The 26,241-nt window shown below is 67.4% G+C and carries 19 protein-coding genes, 1 tRNA gene and 3 pseudogenes; 13 read left to right on the forward strand and 10 right to left on the reverse strand.

Features of this window, described 5'->3' with window-relative positions; translation table 11 throughout:
- Nucleotide 1 precedes the first annotated feature (1 nt).
- Nucleotides 2-550 (forward strand): hypothetical protein, encoded by a 549-nt coding sequence (locus IPK27_04820; GenBank protein MBK8066960.1) that lies wholly within the window; start codon nt 2-4, stop codon nt 548-550.
- A gap of 114 nt (nt 551-664) precedes the next feature.
- Here IPK27_04820 and tldD read toward each other — a convergent pair whose 3' ends face one another.
- From tldD to IPK27_04835, 3 genes are read right to left on the reverse strand one after another with little or no spacing between them, the layout of a single operon-like run.
- Nucleotides 665-2,104, reverse strand: coding sequence for a metalloprotease TldD (tldD, locus tag IPK27_04825; protein MBK8066961.1), 1,440 nt, complete (start codon nt 2,102-2,104; stop codon nt 665-667).
- Nucleotides 2,101-3,060: an SDR family oxidoreductase gene (locus IPK27_04830; protein MBK8066962.1), complete on the reverse strand. Its 960-nt coding sequence runs from the start codon at nt 3,058-3,060 to the stop codon at nt 2,101-2,103. The genes tldD and IPK27_04830 overlap by 4 nt, the downstream gene beginning before the upstream one ends.
- Nucleotides 3,060-4,409: a UDP-glucose/GDP-mannose dehydrogenase family protein gene (locus IPK27_04835; GenBank protein MBK8066963.1), complete on the reverse strand. Its 1,350-nt coding sequence runs from the start codon at nt 4,407-4,409 to the stop codon at nt 3,060-3,062. Before IPK27_04835 ends, IPK27_04830 begins: the two co-directional genes overlap by 1 nt.
- Nucleotides 4,410-4,624: 215 nt before the next feature.
- Between IPK27_04835 and ilvA the strand changes: the two genes are divergently transcribed.
- The 7 genes and pseudogenes from ilvA to ychF all read left to right on the forward strand — a co-directional run bounded on the left by ilvA (nt 4,625) and on the right by ychF (nt 11,230).
- Nucleotides 4,625-6,139, forward strand: a complete 1,515-nt coding sequence (gene ilvA, locus IPK27_04840) for a threonine ammonia-lyase, biosynthetic (protein MBK8066964.1) — start codon at nt 4,625-4,627, stop codon at nt 6,137-6,139.
- Between the two features lie 63 nt (nt 6,140-6,202).
- Nucleotides 6,203-7,046 (forward strand): annotated as a pseudogene (gene ispE / locus IPK27_04845) (4-(cytidine 5'-diphospho)-2-C-methyl-D-erythritol kinase).
- Between the two features lie 64 nt (nt 7,047-7,110).
- Nucleotides 7,111-7,186: transfer RNA gene (locus IPK27_04850), tRNA-Gln, on the forward strand.
- Nucleotides 7,187-7,234: 48 nt separating this feature from the next.
- Entirely contained in the window at nt 7,235-8,173 is a 939-nt protein-coding gene (locus IPK27_04855; GenBank protein ID MBK8066965.1) for a ribose-phosphate diphosphokinase, read from the forward strand.
- A 242-nt stretch (nt 8,174-8,415) separates the two neighbouring features.
- A complete protein-coding gene (locus tag IPK27_04860; protein ID MBK8066966.1) occupies nt 8,416-9,126 on the forward strand; it encodes a 50S ribosomal protein L25/general stress protein Ctc in 711 nt (236 codons plus the stop codon).
- A 290-nt stretch (nt 9,127-9,416) separates the two neighbouring features.
- A complete protein-coding gene (pth, locus tag IPK27_04865) occupies nt 9,417-9,998 on the forward strand; it encodes an aminoacyl-tRNA hydrolase (protein MBK8066967.1) in 582 nt (193 codons plus the stop codon).
- Nucleotides 9,999-10,138: 140 nt separating this feature from the next.
- Nucleotides 10,139-11,230 carry a redox-regulated ATPase YchF gene (ychF, locus tag IPK27_04870; GenBank protein ID MBK8066968.1) on the forward strand — a complete coding sequence of 364 codons (1,092 nt, stop codon included), beginning with the start codon at nt 10,139-10,141 and terminating at the stop codon, nt 11,228-11,230.
- Nucleotides 11,231-11,408: 178 nt separating this feature from the next.
- Here the strand turns inward: ychF and IPK27_04875 are convergent, their stop codons facing one another.
- Together IPK27_04875 and IPK27_04880 are read right to left on the reverse strand one after the other, a co-directional pair.
- The gene (locus IPK27_04875) at nt 11,409-13,442 is read right to left on the reverse strand and encodes a TonB-dependent receptor (protein ID MBK8066969.1); all 2,034 of its coding nucleotides are present in this window, start codon (nt 13,440-13,442) and stop codon (nt 11,409-11,411) included.
- A 96-nt stretch (nt 13,443-13,538) separates the two neighbouring features.
- Nucleotides 13,539-14,187, reverse strand: a pseudogene (locus IPK27_04880) (DoxX family protein).
- 218 nt (nt 14,188-14,405) lie between these two features.
- Between IPK27_04880 and creD the strand changes: the two are divergent.
- The 4 genes and pseudogenes from creD (at nt 14,406) to IPK27_04900 (ending at nt 18,950) form a co-directional block, all read left to right on the forward strand.
- Complete coding sequence (creD, locus tag IPK27_04885; GenBank protein ID MBK8066970.1) at nt 14,406-15,770, forward strand: cell envelope integrity protein CreD; 1,365 nt, start codon at nt 14,406-14,408, stop codon at nt 15,768-15,770.
- Nucleotides 15,767-16,465 carry a tRNA (adenosine(37)-N6)-threonylcarbamoyltransferase complex dimerization subunit type 1 TsaB gene (tsaB, locus tag IPK27_04890; protein ID MBK8066971.1) on the forward strand — a complete coding sequence of 233 codons (699 nt, stop codon included), beginning with the start codon at nt 15,767-15,769 and terminating at the stop codon, nt 16,463-16,465. The genes creD and tsaB overlap by 4 nt, the downstream gene beginning before the upstream one ends.
- Nucleotides 16,466-16,782: 317 nt before the next feature.
- A pseudogene (gene rimO / locus IPK27_04895) lies at nt 16,783-18,148 on the forward strand (30S ribosomal protein S12 methylthiotransferase RimO).
- The gene (locus IPK27_04900; protein MBK8066972.1) at nt 18,129-18,950 is read left to right on the forward strand and encodes a DUF3025 domain-containing protein; all 822 of its coding nucleotides are present in this window, start codon (nt 18,129-18,131) and stop codon (nt 18,948-18,950) included. The pseudogene rimO and the gene IPK27_04900 overlap by 20 nt, the downstream one beginning before the upstream one ends.
- On the opposite strand, the gene IPK27_04905 is transcribed toward IPK27_04900, so the two are convergent.
- The 4 genes from IPK27_04905 to miaB all read right to left on the reverse strand — a co-directional run bounded on the left by IPK27_04905 (nt 18,942) and on the right by miaB (nt 23,082).
- Nucleotides 18,942-20,123, reverse strand: a complete 1,182-nt coding sequence (locus IPK27_04905) for a response regulator (protein MBK8066973.1) — start codon at nt 20,121-20,123, stop codon at nt 18,942-18,944. The two genes, IPK27_04900 and IPK27_04905, sit on opposite strands and share 9 nt — an antisense overlap.
- Nucleotides 20,120-20,590 carry an rRNA maturation RNase YbeY gene (gene ybeY / locus IPK27_04910; protein ID MBK8066974.1) on the reverse strand — a complete coding sequence of 157 codons (471 nt, stop codon included), beginning with the start codon at nt 20,588-20,590 and terminating at the stop codon, nt 20,120-20,122. The genes IPK27_04905 and ybeY overlap by 4 nt, the downstream gene beginning before the upstream one ends.
- Entirely contained in the window at nt 20,587-21,573 is a 987-nt protein-coding gene (locus IPK27_04915) for a PhoH family protein (protein MBK8066975.1), read from the reverse strand. Before IPK27_04915 ends, ybeY begins: the two co-directional genes overlap by 4 nt.
- 171 nt (nt 21,574-21,744) lie before the next feature.
- Nucleotides 21,745-23,082, reverse strand: a complete 1,338-nt coding sequence (gene miaB, locus IPK27_04920; GenBank protein MBK8066976.1) for a tRNA (N6-isopentenyl adenosine(37)-C2)-methylthiotransferase MiaB — start codon at nt 23,080-23,082, stop codon at nt 21,745-21,747.
- Nucleotides 23,083-23,176: 94 nt separating this feature from the next.
- Between miaB and crcB the strand changes: the two genes are divergently transcribed.
- A complete protein-coding gene (crcB, locus tag IPK27_04925; GenBank protein ID MBK8066977.1) occupies nt 23,177-25,048 on the forward strand; it encodes a fluoride efflux transporter CrcB in 1,872 nt (623 codons plus the stop codon).
- Between the two features lie 81 nt (nt 25,049-25,129).
- Here crcB and IPK27_04930 read toward each other — a convergent pair whose 3' ends face one another.
- Nucleotides 25,130-26,137: a phosphotransferase gene (locus tag IPK27_04930; protein ID MBK8066978.1), complete on the reverse strand. Its 1,008-nt coding sequence runs from the start codon at nt 26,135-26,137 to the stop codon at nt 25,130-25,132.
- Nucleotides 26,138-26,241: the final 104 nt, after the last annotated feature.

A 26,241-nucleotide genomic window follows, 5' to 3' on the forward strand; every position in this document is an offset into this window, starting at 1 on the left:
CGTGCGCATCGGCCACATCCTGGGCGCGCTGCTGGAAGTCGAGCGGCTCGCCGCGGCGCTCGCCGACGTTGTCTCGCGCGGTTGGCCTTGGAGCGTCGACGAACTGCCACGCGAAAGAGCGCTTCACCTCGGACGTGTGGACCTTGCCGGCGCTCCCTGCGCGAGCGTCGGCGATTCCGCCGCGTTGATCCTCGTTGAAGCAACCGCCGGCAGCTATCGACCCGGTGGGTGGCTGGAACTGCAGACCACCCTGAGCGGCGCGCCAGTCGGCGTCTGCCTTGCCTGCGAAAACCCGATGCAGGCACTCGGCTGGTACCGCGGGCTGGGGCTGGCCGGATCCACGCGGCCGGAGATCGATGGGGCGATCTCTGTGGACCTGTCGCAAGGACAGTGGCTGCGGTTCGTGAGCCGGGCAAGCGTACAAGCGGCGCCAAGTTGGCGTCCGCTGGCGATCAGCTTCGCTCGGGTGGACGCACAGGGCCGGCAGTCGCCCGGCCTGCGCCCACGCTTGTTGGCTGGTCCGGAGTGCGAGACCATCGAACTGCTCTGACAGACACAGAAACCCGCCGCTGCTACCAGCCGCCCTGTGCGACGAATTCGGGCGCTCTACAATTGCTTCCTTCGCATCAGCGTTTTTCTCTTCAGCATCACGTGGCGCTGGCGCTCAGCCCGTCCCGCCCACCGTCAGTCCGTCCACACGCAGGGTCGGCTGGCCCACACCCACGGGCACGCTCTGGCCTTCCTTGCCGCATACGCCGACGCCCTGGTCGAGTTGGAGGTCGTCGCCGACCATCGAGACCCGGGTCAGCACATCCGGACCGTTGCCGATCAGCGTGGCGCCCTTGACCGGCGCGGTGATCTTCCCATCCTCGATCAGGTAGGCCTCCGACGCGGAGAACACGAACTTGCCGCTGGTGATGTCGACCTGTCCGCCGCCGAAATTGACCGCGTAGAGGCCCTTCTTGACCGAGCGGATGATCTCCTCGCGGGCGTGCGGGCCGGGGCGCATGTAGGTGTTGGTCATGCGCGGCATTGGCAGGTGCGCGAAAGACTCGCGACGACCGTTGCCGGTGCTCGTGGTGCCCATCAGGCGCGCGTTGAGCTTGTCCATCAGGTAAGCCTTGAGGACGCCGTTCTCGATCAGCGTGGTGCACTGGCTGGGCGTGCCCTCGTCGTCCACCGAGAGCGAGCCACGGCGGCCGGGCAGGGTGCCGTCATCGACCACCGTGACCAGTTCGTGCGCCACGCGCTGCCCGATTCGCCCGGAGAATGCGCTGGTGCCCTTGCGGTTGAAGTCGCCTTCCAGGCCGTGGCCGATCGCCTCGTGCAGCAGGATGCCCGGCCAACCCGAGCCCAGCACCACGGTCATGCTGCCGGCCGGGGCCGGCACCGATTCCAGGTTGACCAGCGCCTGGCGCACCGCCTCGCGGGCGTGCGCGCGGGCGGCGTCGCCGTGCAGGTACTCGTCGAAGCCGCGGCGTCCGCCGCCCCCGGAGAAACCCACCTCGCGACGCCCGGCCTGCTCGGCGATCACCTGCACGCGGAACTGCATCAGCGGGCGGACATCCGCGGCCAGGGTACCGTCGCTCTGCGCGATCAGGATGGTGTCGACCTCGCCCGACAGGCTGACCATGACCTGGCGCACGCGCGGATCCAGGCTGCGCGCGTAGGCATCGATCTCCTTCAGCAGCGCCACCTTAGTCTCGCTGCTGGCGCTGTCGATCGGGTCGATCGCCGGGTACAGCGGTGTGACATCGCGGCCGCGCAGATGTGCCAGGGTGCCATGATCGCCGCTGCGCGCGATCGCGCGCGCGCTGCCGGCCGCCTCGATCAACGCCGCCGGTTCGATCGCATCCGAATAGGCGAACCCGACCTTCTCGCCCGACACGGCGCGTACGCCGACACCCTGCTCGATGTCGTGCGAACCTTCCTTGACGATGCCGTCCTCCAGGCCCCAGCCCTCGTGCCGGGTGTGCTGGAAATACAGGTCGGCGCTGTCCACGCCGGGCCCGAGCAGCGTGCCGAGTGCCTGCTCGACAGCATTCAGGTCCAGGCCCGCGGAGAGGAACTGGCGTTCGGCCAGCGCGATGGGTTTGGCGCTCATCCGGCGAGTCCGAGCAACTGGCGGAAATGCGCGATGGTGGCCGGCAGGCCCTGGTCCAGCGTGATCATCGGTTGCCAGCCGAGTTCGGCCAGCGCCAGGTCGATCACCGGGCGACGCTGGGTCGGATCATCCGATGGCAGCGGCAGGTAGTCGATGCGCGAGGTCGAGCCCGTCAGCGCCAGCACCTTCTGCGCCAGTTCGAGGATGGTGAATTCGCCCGGGTTGCCCAGGTTCACCGGTCCGGTGAATTCGTCGCGCGAGTTCATCAGCCGGATCAGGCCCTCGACCAGATCGTCGACATAACAGAAGGAGCGCGTCTGCTGGCCCTGTCCGTAAACCGTCAGCGCTTCGCCGCGCAGCGCCTGGACCACGAAATTGGACACCACGCGACCGTCGTTCGGGTGCATCCGCGGGCCGTAGGTGTTGAAGATGCGCGCTACCTTGATGCGCACCTGATTCTGCCGGTAGTAGTCGAAGAACAGCGTCTCGGCGCAGCGCTTGCCTTCGTCGTAACACGAGCGGATGCCGATCGGGTTGACGTGACCCCAGTAGGCTTCCGGCTGCGGATGGATCTTGGGATCGCCGTAGACCTCGCTGGTCGAGGCCTGCAGGATCTTGGCTTTGACCCGCTTGGCCAGGCCGAGCATGTTGATCGCGCCATGCACGCTGGTCTTGGTGGTCTGCACCGGGTCATGTTGGTAGTGGATCGGCGAGGCCGGGCAGGCCAGGTTGTAGATCTCGTCGACTTCCACATACAGCGGAAAAGTAACGTCGTGGCGCATCAGTTCGAAGCGCGGGTTGCCGATGAGGTGCGCGACATTGGTCTTGCTGCCGGTGAAGAAGTTGTCCACGCAGAGCACGTCGTGCCCCTGCGCCAGCAGCCGCTCGCACAGATGCGAGCCGAGGAAGCCCGCGCCGCCGGTGACCAGGATCCGCTTGCGGTCGATCTCGCGCATCAGACGAACTCCGGCCGGGTCACGCTGCGGCCGCGGCCAATGCCGTAATAGGCAATGCCGGCCGCCTCGACCGTTTTCGGGTCGTAGATGTTGCGGCCGTCGAACAGCACCTTGGCCGAGAGCTTTTGCGCGATGCGCGCGAAATCCGGGCTCCAGAAGGCCTTCCACTCGGTGACGATGGCCAGTGCGTCGGCGCCCGTCAGCGCATCGGTGGCGTCATCCACAAGGACCAGCTCATCGCGCTGGCCGAATACGCGCTCCGCCTCGTAGCGCGCCTCCGGATCGAAGGCACGCACCTTCGCGCCTGCCTGCCACAGCGCGGCCAGCAGGTAGCGGCTGGGCGCCTCGCGCATGTCGTCGGTGTTGGGCTTGAAGGACAGGCCCCAGACCGCGATGGTGCGGCCCTTCAGGTCACTGCCGAAGTGGCGGCTGATCAGCTCGAACAGCTTGCTCTTCTGGTCGTGGTTGACCGCCTCCACCGAATCCAGGATGCGCGTGGCGTAGCCCACGCCGCGCGCGGTGCGGCCGAGCGCCTGCACGTCCTTGGGGAAGCAGGAGCCGCCGTAGCCGATGCCGGGATAGATGAAGGCGTAGCCGATGCGCGGATCGGAGCCGATCCCGAGGCGCACCGACTCGACGTCCGCGCCGACGCGCTCGGCGATGTTGGCCACCTCGTTCATGAAGCTAATCTTGGTCGCCAGCATCGCGTTGGCGGCGTACTTGGTCAGCTCCGCCGAGCGCTCATCCATCTGCACGATGCGCTCGTGGTTGCGGTTGAACGGTGCGTACAGGGTCTTCAGCGCCTGGATCGCCTTCGCGCTGCTGGAGCCGATGACGATGCGGTCGGGCTTCATGCAGTCCTTGACCGCATCGCCTTCCTTGAGGAATTCGGGGTTGGAGACCACGTCGAACTCAAGGTCCGCGCCGCGCTCGGCCAGCGCGGCCGCGACCTGCGCGCGCACGCGGTCGGCGGTGCCCACCGGCACAGTCGACTTGTTGACCACCACGGCGTAGCGGTCGAGATGGGTGCCTACGGTCTTCGCCACGGCAAGGACATAGCGCAGGTCGGCGCTGCCATCCTCGTCCGGCGGCGTACCGACGGCGATGAAGATCACCTCGCCATGCGCCACTGCGACAGCGGCGTCGGTGGTGAAGCGCAGGTGCCCCGACTGGCGATTGCGCTCGACCAGATCTTCCAGGCCAGGCTCGTAGATCGGGATCTCGCCACGGTTCAGGCGCTCGATCTTGCCCGCGTCGACATCGACGCAGATGACCTGGTTGCCGGCTTCCGCCAGGCAGGCCCCTGTCACCAGGCCCACATATCCTGTCCCGAAAATCGCTACTTGCATGGGTGCTTCCGCGTGGTTCCAAGTAAACGCCGGACTATAGCGGCTGGTGTTGGTGTGGGTTGTTGGTGTTGGAAAGGGCGTTGCACGTGGCCCGTGGCCTTTCGGCCTCCGCGGTCTGCCGCTTCCAATACCAACAGCCCACACCAACACCTGCCCTTGCACCGCCGTCCTGTTGCAATGCAACATCGGGGCAGGAGGACGCCATGCCCGATTCGATGCCTGATTACCTGCGCGCGGTGCTGACTTCTCGCGTTTACGAGGTGGCGATCGAGTCGCCGCTGACCGAAGCGCGGCGCTTGTCCCGGCGCATCGGGCACCGCGTGCTGCTCAAGCGCGAAGACCTGCAGCCGGTGTTCTCGTTCAAGCTGCGCGGTGCCTACAACAAGATGGCCAGCCTGAGCGAAGCCGAGCGCGCGGCGGGGGTGCTGGCGGTCTCCGCCGGCAATCACGCGCAGGGCGTGGCGCTGGCCGCGCGCGAGCTCGGCTGCCGCGCGACCATCGTGATGCCATCGACGACCCCGTCGATCAAGGTCGACGCGGTGGCGGCTTTCGGCGCCGAGATCATCCTCGAAGGCGATGGCTACGACGCCGCAGCAGCGGTGGGCAAGCGGCTCGCTGCCGAGCGTGGCCTGACCTTCGTGCATCCCTACGACGATCCGCTGGTGATCGCCGGACAGGGTACGGTGGCAATGGAACTGCTGCGGCAGCACCCGGGTCGGTTGGACGCGGTCTTCATTCCGGTCGGCGGCGGCGGGCTTGCGGCCGGGATGGCGGCTTACCTCAAGGCGCTGCGGCCGGAGATCCGGGTGATCGGGGTGGAACCGGTGGACGCGGCCTGCCTCGATGCCGCGCTCAAGGCCGGCGAGCCAGTGACCCTGGACCAGGTCGGATTGTTCGTCGATGGCGTGGCGGTCAAGCGCATCGGCGACCACACCTTCAAGGTCTTGCGCCAGCACATCGACGAGATGGTGCTGGTCGGCACCGACGAGATCTGCGCAGCGATCAAGGATGTGTTCGATGACACCCGCATCGTGCTGGAACCGGCTGGCGCCCTGGCGCTCGCGGGGCTCAAGCGCTACGCCGAGGGGCTGGCCGAACCGGCCACGCTATGCGCGGTGGCCAGCGGCGCCAACGTCAATTTCGATCGCCTGCGGCATATCGCCGAGCGCGCAGAGATCGGCGAGGCGCACGAGGCGGTGCTCGGCGTCACCATCCCCGAGCAACCGGGCAGCTTCCTCGGTTTTTGCCGCGCGCTCGGGCCACGCAGCGTCACCGAGTTCAACTATCGCTACGCGCCGGGCGCTGCGGCGCAGATCTATGTCGGGATCGCGCTCCGGCGCGGGGCTGCCGAGCGCAGCGAGCTCCTCGGCCAGTTGCGCGGCGCCGGCTATGCCGTCAGCGACTACACCGACAACGAGCTGGCGAAGCTGCACGTGCGCCACATGGTCGGCGGGCGCGCTGAGGTGAATGGCCGTGAGCGGGTCTACCGCTTTGAGTTCCCCGAGCGCCCCGGCGCGCTGCTGCGTTTTCTCGAGCAGATGGGCACCCGCTGGAACATCACTCTGTTCCACTATCGCAGCCACGGCGCAGCCTACGGCCGCGTGTTCGCCGGTATCGAGGTGGCCGATGCTGCCGACGAATCCGCCCTTCACGCCAGCCTCGGCGTGCTCGGCTACGACTGCGTCGACGAGACTGATAATCCGGTGGTGCGCCAGTTCCTGCGCACCTGAACGCAAAATCCGGACGGGGTCCGATCCGTCCCCAGCGCCCCCCAGCCACCTGCACTCCGACGCATGCGCCTGCGCCCACCCGCGAAGCTGAATCGCTTCCTGCACATCACCGGACGCCGCGCGGATGGTTATCACCTGCTGCAGACGGCCTTCGAGCTGATCGACTGGTGCGACGAGCTCGAGATCGAGGCGCGCGATGACGGCGTGATCGCGCGGGTCGGCGGCATGGCCGAAGTCGCGGCGGATGACGACCTGGTGGTGCGCGCGGCGCGCGCGCTGCAGCCGCTGGCGCCCTCGGGTGCAGGCTGCACGCTCGCCCTGACCAAGCACATCCCGACCGGCGCGGGCCTGGGCGGTGGCAGCGCGGATGCGGCGGCGACGCTGCTGGCGTTGAACCATCTGTGGCAGTTGCGCCTGGGCGCGGATGAACTGATCCGCATCGGCGCGCGCCTCGGGGCCGATGTGCCGGTGTTCCTCGGCCAGCAACCGGCGTTCGCCGAGGGCATCGGCGAAGAGCTGCAGCCGCTGCCCTTATGTGCATCGGCATTACCTGGTGGTGCACCCGGGCGTGGCATTGGCCACCGGGCCGATGTTCGCGCACCCTGCGCTGCGCCGGGACTGCGCGCCGGTGTCGGTTGCGCAGTATCTGGCCGGCGGCATCGAGGACAATGTGTTCGCGCCGGTGGCCTGCGCGCTGGCGTCCGGGGTGGTCGCGGCGATGGACTGGCTGCAGCTACGTTGTGGCGAGGCGCGGCTGACCGGGAGCGGCAGCGCAGTGTTCGCGGAAGTGGCGGATCCGCTGGCTGCGCAGACGCTTCTGGCTGAGCTTCCGGTGAACTGGCGCGGTCGCGTGGCGGTTTCGGTCGCGAATTGGTTTGACAACGCCTTGGCGCGGGCCGGAAAATAGCGGGCTCCGTGGACAGCCATCGGGCCCGGTCACCAGACCAGGCAGCGGGCCATCGCGGACGGCTTGGGGCGTCGCCAAGTCGGTAAGGCACGGGATTTTGATTCCCGCATTCCTAGGTTCGAGTCCTAGCGCCCCAGCCAATTATTCCCATGAGCTCGAAGCGTCCAGACCTCTCCCCGCCCGGTTTGATGGTGTTCACCGGCAACTCGCACCCGCGTCTGGCCAGCCAGATTGCGTTCGAGCTGGGTGTGCCGCTGGGCAAGGCCAATGTGGGCCGCTTCAGCGATGGCGAAGTCGCCATCGAGATCCTCGACAACGTCCGCAACCAGAATGTCTACCTGGTGCAGCCGACGTCGCCGCCCGCCGCAGAGAACCTGATGGAACTGCTGGCGTTCGTGGACGCGCTCAAGCGCGCTTCCGCCTCGTCGGTGACCGCGGTGATGCCGTATTTCGGCTATGCGCGCCAGGACCGCCGGGCGCGCAACGCGCGCGTGCCGATCACCGCCAAGGTGGCGGCCGACATCATCGGCACCGTCGGCACCGACCGCGTGCTCACGGTGGACCTGCACGCCGACCAGATTCAGGGTTTCTTCGACGTCCCGCTGGACAATGTTTACGCCTCGCCGGTGCTGCTGGCCGACATGTGGCGCAACTACGCGGGCGATTCGATCATCGTGGTGGCGCCGGACGTCGGTGGCGTCGTGCGCGCGCGGGCGATGGCCAAGCGCCTCGACGATGCCGACCTGGCGATCATCGACAAGCGCCGCCCGAAGGCCAACGAATCGGTGGTGATGAACATCATCGGCGACGTGGCCGGGCGCACCTGCATCCTGGTCGACGACATCGTGGACACCGCCGGCACCCTGTGCTCGGCGGCGCGCGCGCTGAAGGAGCGCGGCGCCAAGCGCGTCGTCGCCTATTGCGTGCATCCGGTGCTGTCCGGTGCAGCCGTCGACAACATCAGCAACTCCGCGCTCGACGAGATGGTGGTCACCGACACCATCGCGCTGCGCCCGGAAGCCCGCGCCTGCAGCCGCATCCGCCAGTTGTCGGTCGCCGAGTTGCTGGCCGAGACCATCCGGCGCATCGATGGCGGTGAGAGCGTGAGTTCATTGTATGTGGATTGAAGCGGTGAAAGGTGAAAAGTGAAAGGGCGGCCAGGGCGCACCCGCTTCTCCTTTCACTTTTTACCTTTCACTTTTTACCGCTCCGAGTAGCGAGTCCTGTGGCTGCACGCGGCTACAGCACTCACCCCTCGGATCGGCTGGTCGCGGCCGGTGTTGCGGAGGTGAGGCGTGGCGAACGGATCGCCGCGGCCTCTCATCAACGGCGTTCCCGGATGGAATGCCATCATTGAAGGATGTTTGAAATGGCCAAGATTCGAAATGTGCCGGTGGAATTCCGCGCTGACGAAGGGAAGGGTGCGAGCCGCCGCCTTCGCGCCGCGGGCAAGGTGCCGGCGATCCTGTACGGTGGCGGCCAGGCGCCGCGCGCGCTGCAGATGGACCAGCTGCTGGCCTATCGCTACGCCAACAACGAGTGGTTCTACACCTCCATCCTCGAGCTGGACGTGGGCAACGAGACGCAGAAGGCGCTCCTGCGCGACCTGCAGCGTCATCCGTACAAGCCGATGCTGCTGCACATCGACTTCCAGCGCGTGTCCGAGACCGAGCCGGTGCGCCTGCGCGTGCCGCTGCACTTCCTGAATCAGGCCACCTCGCCGGCCGGCAAGACCGGCGGCTCGCTGATCCTGCACGAGCTCAACGACGTCGAAATCAGCTGCCTGCCGAAGGACCTCCCGGAGTTCCTGGAAGTCGACCTGGCGGACCTGAAGATCGGCGACACCATCCACGTGTCCGACATCAAGTTGCCCGAGGGCGTGGAAATCCCGTCGCTCAAGCTGGGCCGTGAGCACGATGTGGCGGTGGTCGTGGCACGCATGGCGATCGAGGAAGCGGCGGAAGCGCCGGCCGAAGGCGCTGCGCAGCCGGTTCCGGCGGCGGGCAAGAAGCCGGCCGCTGCGGCCAAGGCTGCGGCCCCGGCGAAAGCTGCCCCGGCCAAGCCGGCGGCAAAGAAGTAATTCGCGCCGTTGAGTATCGCATCGGCCGGCCGGCGACGGCCGGCCGATGTGTTTTCGGAGCGGGGAAAAGTGAAAAGTGAAAAGTGAAAAGTAAGGCCGAGGGTGAAACGTCAAACGTAAAACGTCAATCGAAACGCTGGCCAGTTGACGTTTTACGTTTCACGTTTGACTTCGATGCGCGGGGGGTGATTCCCTGCCGAGTGAAACGTCAAACGTAAAACGTCAATCGAAGCGGTGGCCGATTGACGTTTTACGTTTCACCCGACCCACGATTGACTCTCCGATCTGTCATGTCTCCGGGCAACCCCATCCGCGTCGTATTCGGGCTCGGCAATCCCGGCGCCGAGCATGCGCGCCAGCGGCACAACGCTGGATTCTGGTTCGCCGATGCGCTGGCGGAGCAGTTGGGCGTGCGCCTGTTGCCGGAGTCGAAGCTGAACGCGGAGGTCGGCAAGGGGGCGGGCGGCCTGCTGCTGGTCAAGCCAACCACCTACATGAACCGCAGCGGCATCGCGGTCAGCGCGGTGCTGAACTACTACAAGATCGATCCTTCCGAAGCGCTGCTCGTGCACGACGAACTCGACTTGCCGCCGGGGGTTGCGCGCCTCAAGTTCGACGGCGGCCACGGCGGCCAGAACGGTTTGCGCGACACCATGGTGCAACTCGGGCATGGCAAGTTCCACCGTTTGCGCATCGGCATCGGCCACCCTGGCCGCAAGGAACTGGTCACGCCCTGGGTGCTCGGCCGCCCGAGCGTCGCCGACGAGCAGGCCATCCGCGGCGCCATCGATGCCGCGTTGGCGGTGTTCCCGCTGTGCCGGGAGGGCGCGCTGGACCGGGCGATGATGTTGTTGCATACCCCGAAGCCTTGACCGGCATCTATCCGGGTGCGGTCAAACGTAAAACGTAAAACGTCAATCGGGACCGGGGCGAATTGACGTTTTACGTTTCACGTTTGACCTTGCATCCAATCATTCAATCAGGGCCCCGTGCCCGCTGGAGTTCCAACCCCATGGGCATCAAATGCGGCATCGTCGGCCTGCCCAATGTCGGCAAGTCGACGCTCTTCAATGCGCTGACCAAGGCGGGCATCGCGGCAGCCAACTACCCTTTCTGCACCATCGACCCGAATGTCGGTGTGGTGCCGGTGCCGGATCCGCGCCTGGATGCGTTGTCGAAAATCGCAAAGCCGCTGAAGATCATCCCCACCACCATCGAGTTCGTCGACATCGCGGGCCTGGTCAAGGGAGCCGCGCAGGGCGAAGGCCTGGGCAACCAGTTCCTCGCGCACATCCGTGAGGTCGATGCGATCTCGCACGTGGTGCGCTGCTTCGAGCACCCGGACATCGTGCACGTGGCCGGCAAGGTCGATCCGATCTCGGACATCGAGACCATCGACACCGAACTGGCGCTGGCGGACCTGGACAGCGTCGAGAAGGCGCTGAACCGCGCCGAACGCGCCGCCAAGGCGGGCGACAAGGACGCGATCGCGCGCCGCCCCGTGCTGCAGAAGGTGCGCGATGCACTGGATCAAGGCAAGCCGGCGCGCACCGTCGAGCTGAGTGCCGACGAGAAGCTGCTGTTGCGCGACCTGTTCCTGCTGACGCTGAAGCCCGTCATGTACGTCGCCAACGTGCGTGAGGATGGCTTCGAGAACAATCCCTTCCTCGACGCCGTGCGCGCGCGCGCCGCGACCGAGGGCGCCGAGGTGGTGCCGGTGTGCGCGGCCATCGAAGAAGAGCTGGGCCAGCTGGAAGATGAGGATCGCGCGGCTTTCCTCGCCGACATGGGCCTGGACGAGCCCGGCCTCAACCGCGTGATCCGCGCCGGCTACAAGCTGCTCGGCCTGCGCACCTATTTCACCGCGGGCGAGAAGGAAGTCCGTGCGTGGACGATAAAGGCCGGCTTCACCGCCCCGCAGGCAGCCGGCGTGATCCACACCGACTTCGAGAAGGGCTTCATCCGCGCCGAAACCATCGCCTACGACGACTACATCCGCTGCAAGGGCGAAGCCGGCGCCAAGGCCGAAGGCAAGCTGCGCCTGGAAGGCAAGGACTACATCGTGCAGGAAGGCGATGTGCTGCACTTCCGCTTCAACGTCTGACCGCCGGGCAGAGCAAGCTCCGCTCGGCAAACAGCCCCGAGCGGAGCGAGCTCCGCGCTACGGGCGGCCTGCGTAGTGCCGAGCTTGCTCGGCAAGCAGCCCCCAAGCGGAGCAAGCTCCGCTCTACAGAGTGGCTTCGCGTAGTGCCGAGCTTGCTCGGCACCCGCCTCCATTCACATCAGAAATAGACGCGCACACCGGCCGTCAGGTTACGGCCCGGCAGCGGCGCGCGGTCTTTGAGGACCGAGGTGTGCAGCCTGGCTTCGGCGTCGCCGAGGTTCTCGCCCTTGAGATACCACTCGAAGTTCGCCGAGCCGGCGTCGAAGGTGTAACCCAGGTACGCATCCCACAGCGTGAAGCTGTCGCTCGTGCTCTCCAGGGCGGCAACGCGGTCCTGTTCGAAGTAGTGCAGGGCGCCCACACTGGCTTGCCAGGCGCCGGTGTGCCAGCGCAGTTCCCCACCCAGTCTGCTTTGCGGGATCCGCGGAAGGTCGCCGCCACCGACGACGTGTGCCCGCACGCGGTCGCCGTACCCACGCAGATCGAAGTGGCCCACGCTCGTCTCACCCAGGTGCCACAGTCCCTCTGCTTCGAATCCCGTGAACCGGGCATCCTCCTGGGTCCACTGCCAAACCGGGAGATCGTCCTCGATGTCGCCGGTGTCCAGCTGGTAGATGAAGTCGTCGAAGCGCGTGTGGAACAGGTTCACGCTGCCCGTGAAGCGCTCGCTGCGCCAGCGCAGGCCGACATCGAACTGATTGGCGATTTCCTCGTCGAGGCTGGCATCACCGATTTCATAGGCCGCAGTGGCCGCGTGCGGACCATCCGAAAACAGCTCTTCAGCGGTGGGAAGGCGCGCCGCCCGGTCTGCGCTCAGGGTGAGTGAGACCGGTCCGGTCAGCGGCACGCTGGCGCCCGCGGACAGGCTCCAGCCGCGGTGGTCCGCCGACTGGCCAGTGCGGGTGTCGATCTCCTGCGAGTCGTAACGGGTGCCCAGCTCCAGTTTCCAGTCGCCGAGGTCGCGCTGTTCGATCAGGAACAAGCCCAACTGCGAGGTGTCGCTCGGTGGCACGAAGGCTTCCTCGCCCGCGGCTTCGAAGTCCCGCTCGCTGAAGCTCAGGCCATAGGCGCCGCGCCAACCGCCGACCTCTGCATGCACGACATCCACGCGTCCGATCAGCTCGTCGTTGTCGAAGCGCGTGCCCACCTCGTCGCCCTCCAGCTCGACATGCTCATAGCGATTGTGGCCGATCCGCACGCGCACATCTTCGGCGAGGTCCGACCCGGTCTTCAGTCCTCCCTTGAGGTCGATGCGTGTCTGGTCCATGTCCAGGGGCACGACCTCCTCTTCCTCTTCGCTCTTCAGCGCGCGCTCTTCCGCGTGCTCGTGCGCATGTCCCGGGATGCCGTAGTTGGAGCGGTAGCTGCTGACCGCCAGGCCGATGAAGCCCGACTCGCCGATCCACGACGCGCCCACGGCACCACCGTGGTTGCGCAGCGCGCTGTTCTCGACGATTCCTTCGGGCTCGTCCTCGTCTGCATCGACCTCTGCGCGTCCGGGGATCTCGTAGTCCTCCACATCGCGGTGGTAGGCGTCCGCACGCAGGACGAAACGCTCATTGCCCGTCTCGATGCGCGCCATCCCGAAGCGCGCATCGGCCACGCTGTCGACACCGAACTGGGCGCGTCCGCTGAATGGCGCCTGCGCGCCTTCCTCCGCGATCCGCCCATCCACGACATTGACCACCCCGCCGACCGCGCCCGCACCGTAGAGCAGCGTCGCCGGACCGCGCAGCACCTCGATCTGGTCCGCGAGGAAGGGCTCGATCGTCGTGGCGTGGTCCACGCTCACGGTCGAGGCGTCCATCGAGGATATGCCTTCGCTCAGGACCTGGACTCGCGCGCCATCCTGGCCGCGAATCACCGGGCGGCCAACGGCCGGGCCGAAGAAGCTCGTCTGCACGCCGGGCTCATGCGACAAGGTTTCGCCCAGCGTATCTGCCTTGCGCTGCTCGAGCTGAGGGCCGCGCAGCACCGATGCGGGCTGGATCAGATCCCCATAGGCGCTCTTCAACGGATCCGCTTCGACGATTACTGCGTCCAGTTCACGTGCATGTTCCTGCGCGTGTTCTTCCTGGCCTGCCGCCGTCGCGCGCAGGGAAGTGGCGATCAGCAGTGTCAGGAGCAGAAGTCTGGGTTGTTGCGCGCGCATGGCTGAATCCTGGATGTTGTTATAACATCACACTATCGCGATGCATCAGAGTGCGCAAGCCGTCAGCGTTCGTGGAATAGCCTGCCGCGGTCCGGGTCAGGCGCGACTGCTGCGCCAGGCGTATGCCGCGGCCAGCAAGGCCAGTCCCAGCAGCGCTGCGCCGACGCCAGGAATCAGCATCAGCATCGGCAGTCCGAGCAGTGCCAGACCCAATCCGAGCGCAAGACCGTCCATCCGTGCGGCTGGCTCCGGACGCTTGAGCGCAAGCCGGACCAGATGATCGAGGCTGAGTTTGCCGGGTCCGTTGAACACCAGCGGGATCAACATGACCACGAACAGCAGCGGCAGCTTGTAATTGCCGTGACCCATGTCGGAAATCGCGTAGCCCTTGAGCAGGTCGCCCCACATGTCCCACATGTCCGGCCAGTGCACCGCGGCGGTGGCCACGAAGGTCAGGAACAGCAGCGAAAAGGCGAAGAAGCGCGTGGCGAGACCCAGCCACAGCGCGATCGCGCCGACGAGCTCGAACCAGGTTGCCATGGTCCACGACACACTGGCCGGGACGAGATTGAAGGGGAACCGGAAAATCGCCCTGGATGCCGGCGAACCAATTCTCGCCGCGGAACTTCTCCAGGCCCGCCTCGAAGAACTCCCATCCCATCACCAGGCGCATGACCAGGCGGGGAACGTACTCGCCCATGGCGCGCAGGCGTTCGACGATGGCGTCGTAGAGTCCGAAGATCATCAGGGTCATGGCTTGGGCGTCCGCAGTCGATGACTGGATCAGACCGGCCGAGGCCTGGATTGATTTCACGGATCGAGCACACGGAGGCCGGGCATCTTCCCAATGTTGTGCCGCTGCCACGGCCTTGCCCCCGTGCGCCCGGACAATGACCCGCGCAGCTCACACTGGCCACACACACCAGGTGTCTGCTGGAGCCTCCTCAGGTCCCGAGCGCTTCCATGTCTCGCATCGCCTTCACCGGATCCACCACCTTCAAGCTGTTCGTCCTTGGCTTCCTCTCGCTGCTGTTGCTGATTCCGCTTGGCCTGGTTTACGACCTGGTGCAGGAGCGGGCGAGCCTGGCGCACGAGGCGGAATCGCGCATTGCCGCGGGCTGGGGTCGCGAGCAGAGCCTGCTGCTGCCGCTGCTGCGCTTCGAGTTCACCCGCGACAGCGTCAACAAGGACAACGAGATCATCCGTGAACGCCGTACCCGCTGGCTGACGCCGGTGCAGGCCGACGTCAAGGCCACGCTCAAGGTCGAAACCCGCCAGCTCGGCATCTACGAGCTGCCGATCTACAGCGCGGCGGTGCGCATCGAGGGCAGCTACAACCCGGCCGCGGCGCGTGCCGACCTGGACGAGCCCGACAGCTGGACCTTGCAGCAACTGACCCTGCAGTTCGCACCGGGCGACCTTACCGGCTTGCGCGAAGTGCGCCGGGTGGAGCTGGCAGGCAGCGAGCTCAAGCTCAAGCCGGGGGCGGAACGCTGGGTGGTCGACCACGCCGTGCGCGGCAGTGAATCGCGCGCGGTGCTCGCCACCCCAATCGCAACCGACGTCGCAATCGCAGCGAGCCTGGGCTTTGCCATCGACCTGGAACTGGCCGGTGCGCGGGCGCTCGACTTCGTGCCCAACGCCGCCGAGTTCAGCGTGGCGGTGCAGGGCGACTGGCCGCATCCCGGCTTCGCCGGCGGCGCGCTGCCGCGCGAACGCGAGGTCAGCGCGGCGGGTTTCAGCGCCGGCTGGCGCCTGCTCGATCTGTCCACCGGCATCCCGGCGGTGATCGGCGACGCGGGCTCCATCAGCCAGTGGGGCAATCAGGCAGTCGGCGTGGCGCTGGTCGAGCCGGGTGGGCTGTACCAGCAGAACGAGCGCACCGCCAAGTACGGCGTGCTGGTGCTGGCGCTGACCATGGCCGCGCTGTTCCTCACCGAGGTGCTGGTCGGCGTGCGCCTGCATCCCTTCCACTATGCGCTGGTCGGCATGGCGCTGGCGGTGTTCTACCTGCTGCTGCTGGCGCTCAGCGAGCACATCGGGTTCATCCCGGCCTATCTGCTGGCCGCGGCCGCGGTGGTCGCGATGGTCGGCGGCTATTCGGCGGCGGTGTTGCGCGGCTGGGGCAGGGGCGCGGTCGGTGCCTGTGTGCTGGCGACGCTTTACGGCTTCTTGCTGGTGCTGATCCGCGCCGAGGAAATGTCGCTGCTGCTGGGTGCGATCGGCCTCGCCCTGCTGCTCGCCGCCGCGATGTACCTGACCCGACGTCTCGACTGGTACAGTGCCGGCCCCGCCGATTCCAGTGACCCCCAGGGCGCCACGCCATGAACCTGCTCGCCATCGAATGCTCGACCGAAGTGCTGTCGGTGGCGGTCTGGAGCGCCGGCGAAGTCTGCGAGCGCATCGACGCGCCGGGCCCGCGCCACGGCGACCGCCTGCTGCCGCTGATCGACGCCGTGCTCGCCGATGCACGCATCGGCAAGCTGGACCTGTCCGCGGTGGCCTTCGGTTGCGGTCCCGGCGCGTTCACCGGGGTGCGCATGGCGGTGGCCGCGGCCCAGGGCATCGCCTACGGCCTGGACATCCCGGCGCTTCCAGTTTCGTCGCTGGCGGCGCTGGCGCAGGAGGGTTTCGAACGCGGCGCGGTGGCGCCGATCCTGGCGCTGGCGGATGCGCGCATGGGCGAGCTGTACGCGGGCTACTTCGATGTCGACGCCGACGGCCTGGTGCTGTCGCTGGGCGACGAGCGGCTGCTCACGCCAGCCGCGCTGGAGCTGCCGGGGGACAACATCTGGTGCGCCGTCGGGCCCGGCGAGCGCGCCCACCGCGAGGCGCTGAAACAGCGCTTCGGCTATCGCCTGGACCGCGTCGACGGCCCGCTGTACCCGCAGGCGGGCAGCATCGCCCGCCTCGGCGCCCGCGCCTTGCGCGCGGGCCAGGGCGTGCCCGCGCGCCAGGCGCTGCCAGTTTATCTCCGCGACAAGGTGGCCTTTACCGAGGCGGAGCGGCGGGCGAAGCAGTGATGGAGCGGTGAGTGGTGAGTGGCGATGAAGCTGTGAGTAGTGAGTGGTGAGTAGTGAGTGGCAGAAGCGGTGCCCCGCAAGCCGAGACTCAGAGAGTGATCACTCGCCGATACCACGCCGGTGCCTCGAATCGCTCTTGCCACTCACAAAGCGGTGCCCCGCAAGCCGAGATTGAGAGAGGAATCACTCGCTGATCCTGCAAAGGTGCCTCGAATCGCTCTTGCCACTCACTACTCACTACTCACTACTCACAGCTTTAGCCCCACTCACTACTCACACCCTTCTATACTCCGCGCCCCTTTTCCCCGGTGCGCGCCATGTCCTCCGCCGTCCCCAAGATCGGCTTCGTCAGCCTGGGTTGCCCGAAGGCGCTGGTCGATTCCGAGCGCATCCTGACCCAGCTCCGGGCGGAAGGTTATGCCATCGTGCCGACCTACGATTCGGCCGACGTGGTGGTGGTCAACACCTGCGGTTTCATCGACGCCGCGGTGGAGGAATCGCTGGAGGCGATTGGCGAGGCGCTGGCGGAGAACGGCAAGGTGGTGGTCACCGGTTGCCTCGGCGCGCGTTCGGAGCTGATCCGCGAGAAGTTCCCCGAGGTGCTGTCGATCAGCGGCCCGCAGGACTACCAGTCGGTGCTGGATGCGGTGCATGCGCAGAAGCCGCCGCAGCACGATCCCTTCATGGACCTGGTGCCGCCGGCCGGGCTGAAGCTGACCCCGCGGCACTACGCCTACCTGAAGATTTCCGAGGGCTGCAACCACCGCTGCAGCTTCTGCATCATCCCGTCGATGCGCGGCGATTTGGTCAGCCGGCCGATCGACGAGGTGCTCGTCGAGGCCGAGAAGCTGGCCGAAGTCGGGCGTCAAGGAGCTGCTGGTGATCTCGCAGGACACCAGCGCCTACGGGGTGGATCTCAAGTACGCCGAGCGCAGCTGGCGCGGGCGCGCGCGGCAGACGCGCTTCCTGGACCTGGCCGATGCGCTGGGCGAGCTGGGCATCTGGGTGCGCATGCACTACGTCTACCCGTACCCGCACGTCGACAAGGTGTTGCCGTTGATGGCGGAGGGGAAGATCCTGCCGTACCTGGACATCCCGTTCCAGCACAGCAACCCGCGCATCCTCAAGCTGATGAAGCGCCCGGCCAGCGGCGAGAAGAACATCGAACGCATCCGCGCATGGCGCGAGATCTGCCCGGAGATCACCCTGCGCAGCACCTTCATCGTCGGCTTCCCCGGCGAGACCGAGGCCGAGTTCGAGGAGCTGCTGGATTTCCTCGACGAGGCGCAGCTCGATCGCGTCGGCGCCTTCGCCTACTCGCCGGTGACCGGCGCGGCGGCCAACGCGCTGCCCGATCCGGTGCCGGAGGAGCTCAAGCAGGAGCGCCTGGCGCGCTTCATGGAGAAACAGGCGGATATCAGCGCGGCCCGCCTGGCGCGCAAGGTTGGCAGCGTGCAGCGGGTCTTGATCGACGAGGTGGGCCCGAGCGTGGCCATCGGCCGCAGCAGCGCCGATGCGCCGGAAATCGACGGCAAGGTGACCATCGCGCTGGGCCGCAAGGGCCGCGGACGCAAGGCCGCGATCGCGCGCGCCGACGCGCCCACGCTGAAGCCCGGCGATTTCGTCGAGGTCCAGATCGTCGAAGCCGACGAGCACGACCTGCATGGCGTCCTCGCTGGTTGAGCCGCCCTTCGACCAGTTGGGCGACGTCGCGCAACTGATCGACTGGCCCTGGGACGACGCGCTCGCCGTGCTCAATGCGCAGGCACAGGCGCGCCTGCCGGGTGGCCTGGGCTTCGTCGAGCAGACGCCCGCGCTGGTTGCCGATGACCTGTCCTACGAGCAGCGCATCGGCGAGCGCGGCCAGGTCGCGATGCGCCGCGATTCGCTGCACGACCTCTACGGCGCGCTGATGTGGCTGCGCTGGCCGCAATCCAAGTGGTCGATCCACCAGGGCCAGATGGCCGGCGTCCGCGCGCACGGCGCCCGGCAGCGCTCGCGCCACCAGCAGGCGCTGACGCACATCGACGAGGCGGGGCTGGTCGTGGTCACGCCAGACCGGGGTTTGATCGACGCCCTGCACGGGCACGACTGGACCGGCCTGCTCGGCGCGCGCCGCGGCGACTGGTCTCGGGCGCAGGTGCGGGTCATCGGCCACGCGCTGTTCGAACTCCGGCGCACCCAGCCGCACGATTTGCTCGCCGGCAAGGTAATTGCGCTGCTGGCGCCCGCGGGCACGCCACAGGACACGGTCGATGACTGGGTGGCACAGGCGCTCGCCGATGGCCGCGCCGCCGCCGACCCCAAGGACCTGCCGACGCTGCCACTGGCGGCGATACCGGGCTGGGATCCGCGCAACACCGAACCGGCATTCATCGCCAGCGCGCCGTGCTTCAGGCCGCGGCCCGCAGGTCGGGTCTATGCGCCGCCGCTCCTGCCGCCCACAACCCACAACCCACAACCCACAACCCTTGGTTCAGGGTAGCGGAATCGGCGTCGTCGAATGTCGCAGCGCGCGGCGCAGCCAGCGCGAACGCTGGGCGCGGCCGGTGACGGCGGCCACCAGGTGCTTGGGCCGTAGCGGTTTCAGCAGGTAGTCGTCGCCGCCGGCCGTGAGCGTCTCGAAGCGGCGCTCCTGGTCCTCGTCGCCAGAGATCAGCACCACCGGCGTGAAGGCGGTCTTCGGGTGCGCGCGGAAAAGGCTCAGCAGTTCCAGCCCGTTGAGGCCCGGCATGTGCAGGTCGAGCAGGATCACATCGGGAATGAACTCGTCGAGCACGTTCAGAGCGTGCGTGGGATCGGTGATCACGCGGGTGTTCATCCCGGAGCGCTTGAGCACCGACTCCACCACCATGGTCATCGAGACATCGTCATCGATCACCAGCGCACGGTAGGGATCCAGGCGGTCGCGCAGCACCTCGACGATCTCGCGCGCCAGCGCATCCACCGCACCCGGCAGCACGAAGAAGCCATCCGCCGCCGACTGGCTGGCGCGCAGGCGCAGGCGCGGGTCGTCCGAGCGCGATACCACGAACAGGCCGATGCGGCGGCGTGCGGCGTCGAGCGAAGGGTCGAGCTGAACCAGCTTCTCCCACACGTCCAGGCCCGCCGCCGGCAGGATCAGCGCCCTGACCTGCGGCTGGTTCAGCCAGTGACCGGTCTGTCGGTCCAGGCGGAGCAGCGGTTGCACCTGGTAGCCGAACTCTTCCAGTTCCATGCCGAGCACGCCGGCATCGCGGCCGGTGGGGTCGATGAACACGATGGTATCCGGCGCCGCCGGTGCTTCTGGCGCCGGTGCTGGCGGTTTGCCGGCAGCCACTTCCGGCGCGCGCGGCGGGGCCTTCAGCTCGGGCGTCATCAGTTCCAGCGCGGTGGAAGTCTCCAGGCGCTGCAACTGTTCGTTGACCGCTTCCAGCAGGGCTTCCATCTGCAATCGCTTGCCGTCCATCGGGCCTGCCGATGACTCGGTGAAGGCACTCAGGTACGCCGCAAAACCGAGAGCCGCCTCGGCCAGCGATCCGTGGCGCGGGTCGTTCAACGGCTCGGCCAGCTCTTCGGCGCGCACGCAGACATCCTCCGCGCGGCTGGGTTCCCAGCGCTCCGCGAGCAAGGCGCGCGCATCGGCAATCAGCTGGCGGATCGGTTCCAGGTCGATCACGGGCAAAATTCCTCATAGGGATTGGCGTAGCCGAGGCCCGCCAGGATGCGAATCTCCAGCGCTTCCATCCGCGCAGCCCCAGCCGCGTCCTCGTGATCGTAGCCGAGCAGGTGCAGCACGCCGTGAACGGTCAGGTGCGCGTGGTGCGCCTGGGTGCTCTTGCCTTGCTCGCCGGCTTCGCGCGCGATCACCGGCGCGCACAGGGCCAGGTCGCCGATCAGGCGTTGGCCGTCCATGGTCGCGTCCGCGGGAAAGGACAGGACATTGGTGGCGTAGTCCTTGCCTCGGTAGTCGCGGTTGAGCTGGCGGCCCTCGTCGGCACCCACCAGGCGCAACGACAGCGCGAAACATCCACGCCGCCGGGCGCCCGCGAGCGCCGCCAGCGCCCAGCGCTGGTAGGACGCCTTCGCCGGCAGGCCGCGGCGTTCGCAGCCGTAGCCCAGCGCCAGCACCAGTTCCACACTCATCCCCGATTCTCGAAGCGTTCGTAGGCCTGGACGATACGCGCGACCAGCGGGTGGCGGACTACGTCGCCGCTCTGGAAAAACGTAAAACTGATGCCGTCGACGCCGTTCAGGACCTCGATCGCATGGCGCAGCCCGGACTGGTCCTTGCGCGGCAAATCGATCTGGGTGACGTCGCCGGTGATCACCGCGGTGGTGCCGAAGCCGATGCGCGTCAGGAACATCTTCATCTGCTCGATGGTGGTGTTCTGCGCCTCGTCCAGGATCACGAAGGCATCGTTCAGCGTGCGCCCGCGCATGAAGGCCAGCGGCGCGATCTCGATCACATTGCGCTCCAGCAGGCGGGTCACCTTCTCCACGCCCATCATCTCGTAGAGTGCGTCGTACAGCGGCCGCAGGTAGGGATCCACCTTCTGCGTCAGGTCGCCGGGCAGGAAGCCGAGTTTCTCGCCGGCCTCCACCGCCGGGCGCACCAGCAGGATTCGCTGGACGCGGTTGCGGTCCAGCGCCTCGACCGCGCTGGCCACCGCGAGGTAGGTCTTGCCGGTGCCGGCCGGGCCGATGCCGAAGTTGATGTCGTTGGTGGCCACCGCGTGCAGGTAGCGCACCTGGTTGGCGCCGCGGCCCTTGACCACGCCGCGCTTGGTGCGGATCACCACTTCCTGCGCGCCCTCGGCCATGGACTCGGCGTACTCGTCGGCGCCGAGGTCCTTGATCGCCAGGTGCACGCTGGCCGCGGTCAGCGTCTCGTCCTCGGCGGCATCGTACAGCTTCTTCAGCAGCCTCTCGGCCGCACGCACCGCCTCCGGCGCGCCGCTGACCTTGAACAGGTTGCCGCGGTTGGCGATCTCCACGCCCACCCGCAGTTCCACCTCGCGCAGGTGCTCGTCGAACGGGCCACACAGGTTGGCGAGGCGTTCGTTGTCCTCGGGTTCGAGGGTCAGCGTGACGGATTCGACAGCAGAGGGCTTCGGGGGGCGGGGCATGACATCGTCCTGGTGAGAAGATTTTTTGTCCGCAAAGGACGCAAAGGACGCAAAAGTGAAGCCACTGCTCGTGAACCAGCGGCCCGCCCAAAATCCTGGCTTCCACTGTACCTTCGCTCTACTTTGCGTCCTTTGCGTCCTTTGCGGACCCAGTGCTCTTGGGCCGGACTGTCAGTCCTCAGCCGGCGCGACCAATCTACCGCGCAGACTGTTCGCCATCGCCCCGGTGATCACCACGTCGACGAACTGGCCGATGAGCTGGGGTGGGGCGGGGAAGTTGACGAAGCGCATGTTCTCGGTGCGGCCGGTGAGTTCGGCGGCGCTCTTCTTGCTCAGGCCCTCGACCAGCACGCGCTGGGTGCTGCCGACCATCGCTTCGCTGATCTTGCGTGCGTTGTCGTTGATCTTTGCCTGCAGGCGGTAGAGGCGTTCCTTCTTCACCTGCTCGGGCGTGTCGTCCGGCAGGTTGGAGGCGGGCGTGCCTGGGCGGCGGCTGTAGACGAAGGAGAAGCTCTGGTCGAATCCGACGTCCTCGACCAGCTTCATGGTCGCCTCGAAGTCGGCATCGGTCTCGCCGGGGAAGCCGACGATGATGTCGGTGCTGATGCTGATGTCCGGGCGCACCGCGCGCAGCTTGCGGATCTTCTGCTTGTACTCGATCGCGGTGTGGCCTCGCTTCATCGCGGCGAGGATGCGGTCGCTGCCCGCTTGCACCGGCAGGTGCAGGTAGTTGGCCAGCTTGTCGCACTGCGCGTAGGCGGCAATCAGGCTGTCGTTGAATTCCACCGGATGCGAGGTGGTGAAGCGGATCCGGCCGATGCCCTCGATCTCGCTGATGTACTGGATCAAAAGGCCGAGGTCGCACACCTCGCCGTCATGCATCTCGCCGCGGTAGGCGTTGACGTTCTGGCCCAGCAGGTTGACCTCGCGCACGCCCTGTCCGGCCAGGGACGCGACCTCCGCGATCACGTCGTCGAAGGGGCGCGAGACTTCCTCGCCGCGGGTGTAGGGCACCACGCAGAAGGAGCAGTACTTGCTGCAGCCCTCCATGATCGAGACGAAAGCAGTCGGCCCTTCCGCGCGCGGCTCCGGCATCCGGTCGAACTTCTCGATCTCCGGGAAGGAGATGTCCACCTGCGGCCGACGCTCGGCGCGCAGTTTGCTGACCATCTCCGGCAGGCGGTGCAGGGTCTGCGGGCCGAACACCAGGTCGACGAAGGGCGCGCGCTTGACGATCGCCTCGCCCTCCTGGCTCGCCACGCAGCCGCCGACGCCGATCACCAGGTCCGGCTTGGCCTTCTTCAGCTGCTTCCACTGGCCGAGCTGGCTGAACACCTTCTCCTGCGCCTTCTCGCGGATGGCGCAGGTGTTCACCAGGATCACGTCGGCCTCGGTCTCGTCCTCGGTCAGGGTCATGCCATCGCTTGCGGCGAGCACGTCGGCCATCTTCGACGAGTCGTACTCGTTCATCTGGCAACCGTGGGTCTTGATGAACAACTTGCCAGCCATGACGCGCACTCGGGACAGCGGAAAGGGCGCGCATTGTAGGGCAGGCGGGCTGAGTGGGCGAATTGCCCGCGCCGGCGCTGCTATCGTCACCCGCATGTCACGCAAAACCGCCGACGTTGCCGCGTCCGCCCCGCTCGCCGAGCGCATGCGCCCGCGCACGCTCGACGAGATCGTCGGGCAGGGCCATCTGCTGGCGCCTGGCAAGCCGCTGCGGCGCGCGCTGGATGCCGGCAAGCCGTATTCGATGATCCTGTGGGGCCCGCCGGGTTGCGGCAAGACCACGCTGTCGCGGCTGGTCGCGCATGCCGGGGACGCCGAGTTCATGGCGATGTCGGCGGTGCTCGGAGGGATCGCCGAGGTGCGCGCGGCGGTGGCCGCGGCCAGGTCGCACCGCGAACTGGGCCGGCGCACGGTGCTGTTCGTCGATGAGGTGCACCGCTTCAACAAGGCACAGCAGGATGCCTTCCTGCCGCATGTGGAGGACGGCACGATCACGCTGATCGGCGCCACCACCGAGAACCCGTCCTTCGAGGTCAACTCCGCGCTGCTTTCGCGCTGCCGCGTGCATGTACTCAAGCCGGTGGCGACCGACGAACTGGCCGCGGCCCTACGGCGTGCGCTCGAAGACCGCGAGCGTGGCCTCGGCGAGAGTGGCCTGCGCGCGGAACCCGGCGCGCTGGAGCGGCTGGCCGAGGTGGCCGATGGCGATGTGCGCCGCGCGCTGACTCTGCTCGACATCGCCGCCGACCAGGTCGACGACGGCGGCGAGATCACGCTGGAGCTGCTCAAGAGCGTGGCGAGCGAGACTCATCGCCGCTTCGACAAGGGCGGTGAGGCCTTCTACGACCAGATCTCGGCACTGCACAAGACCCTGCGCAGCTCCAACCCGGATGCCGCGCTGTACTGGTTCTGCCGCATGCTCGACGGCGGCTGCGACCCGACCTACCTCGCGCGCCGGCTGACCCGCTTCGCCAGCGAGGACATCGGCAACGCCGACCCGCGTGCGCTCGGCCTGGCGCTCGATGCCTGGCAGGCCTACGAACGCCTGGGCTCGCCCGAGGGCGAGGTAGCGCTGGCCCAACTGGTGCTTTATCTCGCCATCGCCGCGAAAAGCAACGCCGCCTACAGCGCCTACGGGGCCGCGCGTGCGTTGGTCGAGAGCGGCGGCAGCCTGGCGGTCCCGCTGGAGCTGCGCAACGCGCCGACCAGGCTCATGAAGGGATTGGGCTACGGCCAGGGCTACCAGTACGATCACGACGCCGACCAGGGCATCGCCTTCGGCCAGCGTGGATTCCCCGAGGAACTCGGCGAACAGGCGCTGTACCAGCCGGTCGACCGCGGCATGGAGGCCAAGATCCGCGAGCGGCTGGAATGGATCCGGGAAGGCGCAGGGAGGCGTTGGGGCGATGAGGCGGGGAGGGCGCGAAGGCATGAGGGCATCCAGAAGCCGGCGAGGGCACGAGGGCACGAGGGCACGAGGGCACGGGAACAGCGGAAAGCTCACAGCTGGCGAGCTTGTCGCTGTTGCGTGCCCTCGTGCCCTCGTGCCCTCGTGCCCTCCCTTCGCCACGCGCCAAGTCCAGTGACGCCCCTCACCCTCAGTCTGCTCGTCGCCGCCGGCGGCGCCACCGGCGCCCTGACGCGCTACTGGATTGGACAGGGCGTGGTGCGCCTGGCCGGCGCCCCGGCACCGTGGGCTACCTTGACAGTCAACCTGGTGGGTTGCGCCCTGGCCGGATTGTTCTTCGCCTGGGCCAGCCAGCGCCACGACACCGCAAGCGTGCACGCGCTGGTGCTGGTGGGTTTCCTTGGCGGGTTGACCACCTTCTCGGCCTTCAGCCTGGACGCGCTCAGCCTGTGGCTGCGCGGGCAGGAGCGCCTGGCGCTGGCCTACGTGCTGGCGAATGTGCTGCTGTCGCTGGCTGCGGCAGCGGCAGCCTTCGCGCTCGGGCGGCGGCTGCTGTAGCCCGGCGGTACGCGCGCCAGCGCGTTCCCCGGGTACTTGCGGCAGGTGCGCCGGCGGTGAATCGCTGCGCGATACACCGCCCTACGCGGATCGCGCCCGCGTCAGGTCCACGCCGTGCGTGATCTTCTCCAGCCACTGGCCGAAGGGCGCCAGTTCGCCGTAGCGCTCGCAGACGGCGAGGGTGTAGTCGAGCACCAAAGGCAGGTCGCCCAGGTACCCGGACTTGCCGTCGCGGTAGTTCAGCCGGGCGAAGATGCCGAGCACCTTGAGGTGGCGCTGCAGGCCCATCCAGTCGAACCAGCGGCGCCAGCGGGTGGTGCCCACCTGCACCAGTCCGGCCTCCACCGCGCGCAGCCGGTATTGCTCGACCCAGCCGTAGACCCGCGCGAGCGGCCACTGGATGTAGCAGTCCTTCAGCAGCGAGACCAGGTCGTAGGTCAGCGGGCCGAGCACCGCGTCCTGGAAATCGATGATCCCGGGATTGGCCCCGGGGACGATCATCAAGTTGCGCGAATGGTAGTCGCGGTGCACGAAAGCCACCGGCTGCTCGGCGGCGCTGTTCAGCAGCCGCTGCATGGTGCTCTCGATCACATCGGTCTGGTCGCAACTGGCCTCGAAGCCGAGGTGGCGGCGCAGGAACCAGGTCTCGAACAGCTCCATCTCGGTGGTCAGCCGCTGCGCGTCGTAGGCGGGCAGTCCGGTCGTGTCCACCCGCGTCTGCATCGTGAGCATCGCCGCGAGCGCGTCGCCATAGAGCGCCTCGACCGTGCCATCGTTCAACTCGGGCAGGTAGGTGCGCACGCCGAGGTCCGACAGCAGCAGGAAGCCCCGCGCGCGGTCCTGGGCAATTACTTCAGGCGCGTTCAGCCCCGCCGCGCGGATGCGCCCGGCGATGTCGATGAATGGACCGACATCTTCCTTGTCCGGCGGCGCATTCATCACGATGTAGCTGGCGCCCGCGCTATGCACCCGCCAGTAGCTGCGGAAGCTGGCATCGGCTGAAGCCGCCGCCGGCGCGCTGTCGAGCGTGCCGAGATGCGACTGGGCGAAGGCGGCGAGGGCGGAGAGGCGGTCTGCGGTGAGGCTCATCGTATCTGCCGGGTATGGAAGCTGTTTTCTTGTCCGCAAAGGACGCAAAGGACGCAAAGGAAAGCAGAGAACTTATCCGGGCAGTTGCCATGTGGGCCACTTTC

This window comes from Rhodanobacteraceae bacterium (assembly GCA_016713135.1).
Lineage (GTDB): Bacteria > Pseudomonadota > Gammaproteobacteria > Xanthomonadales > SZUA-5 > JADKFD01.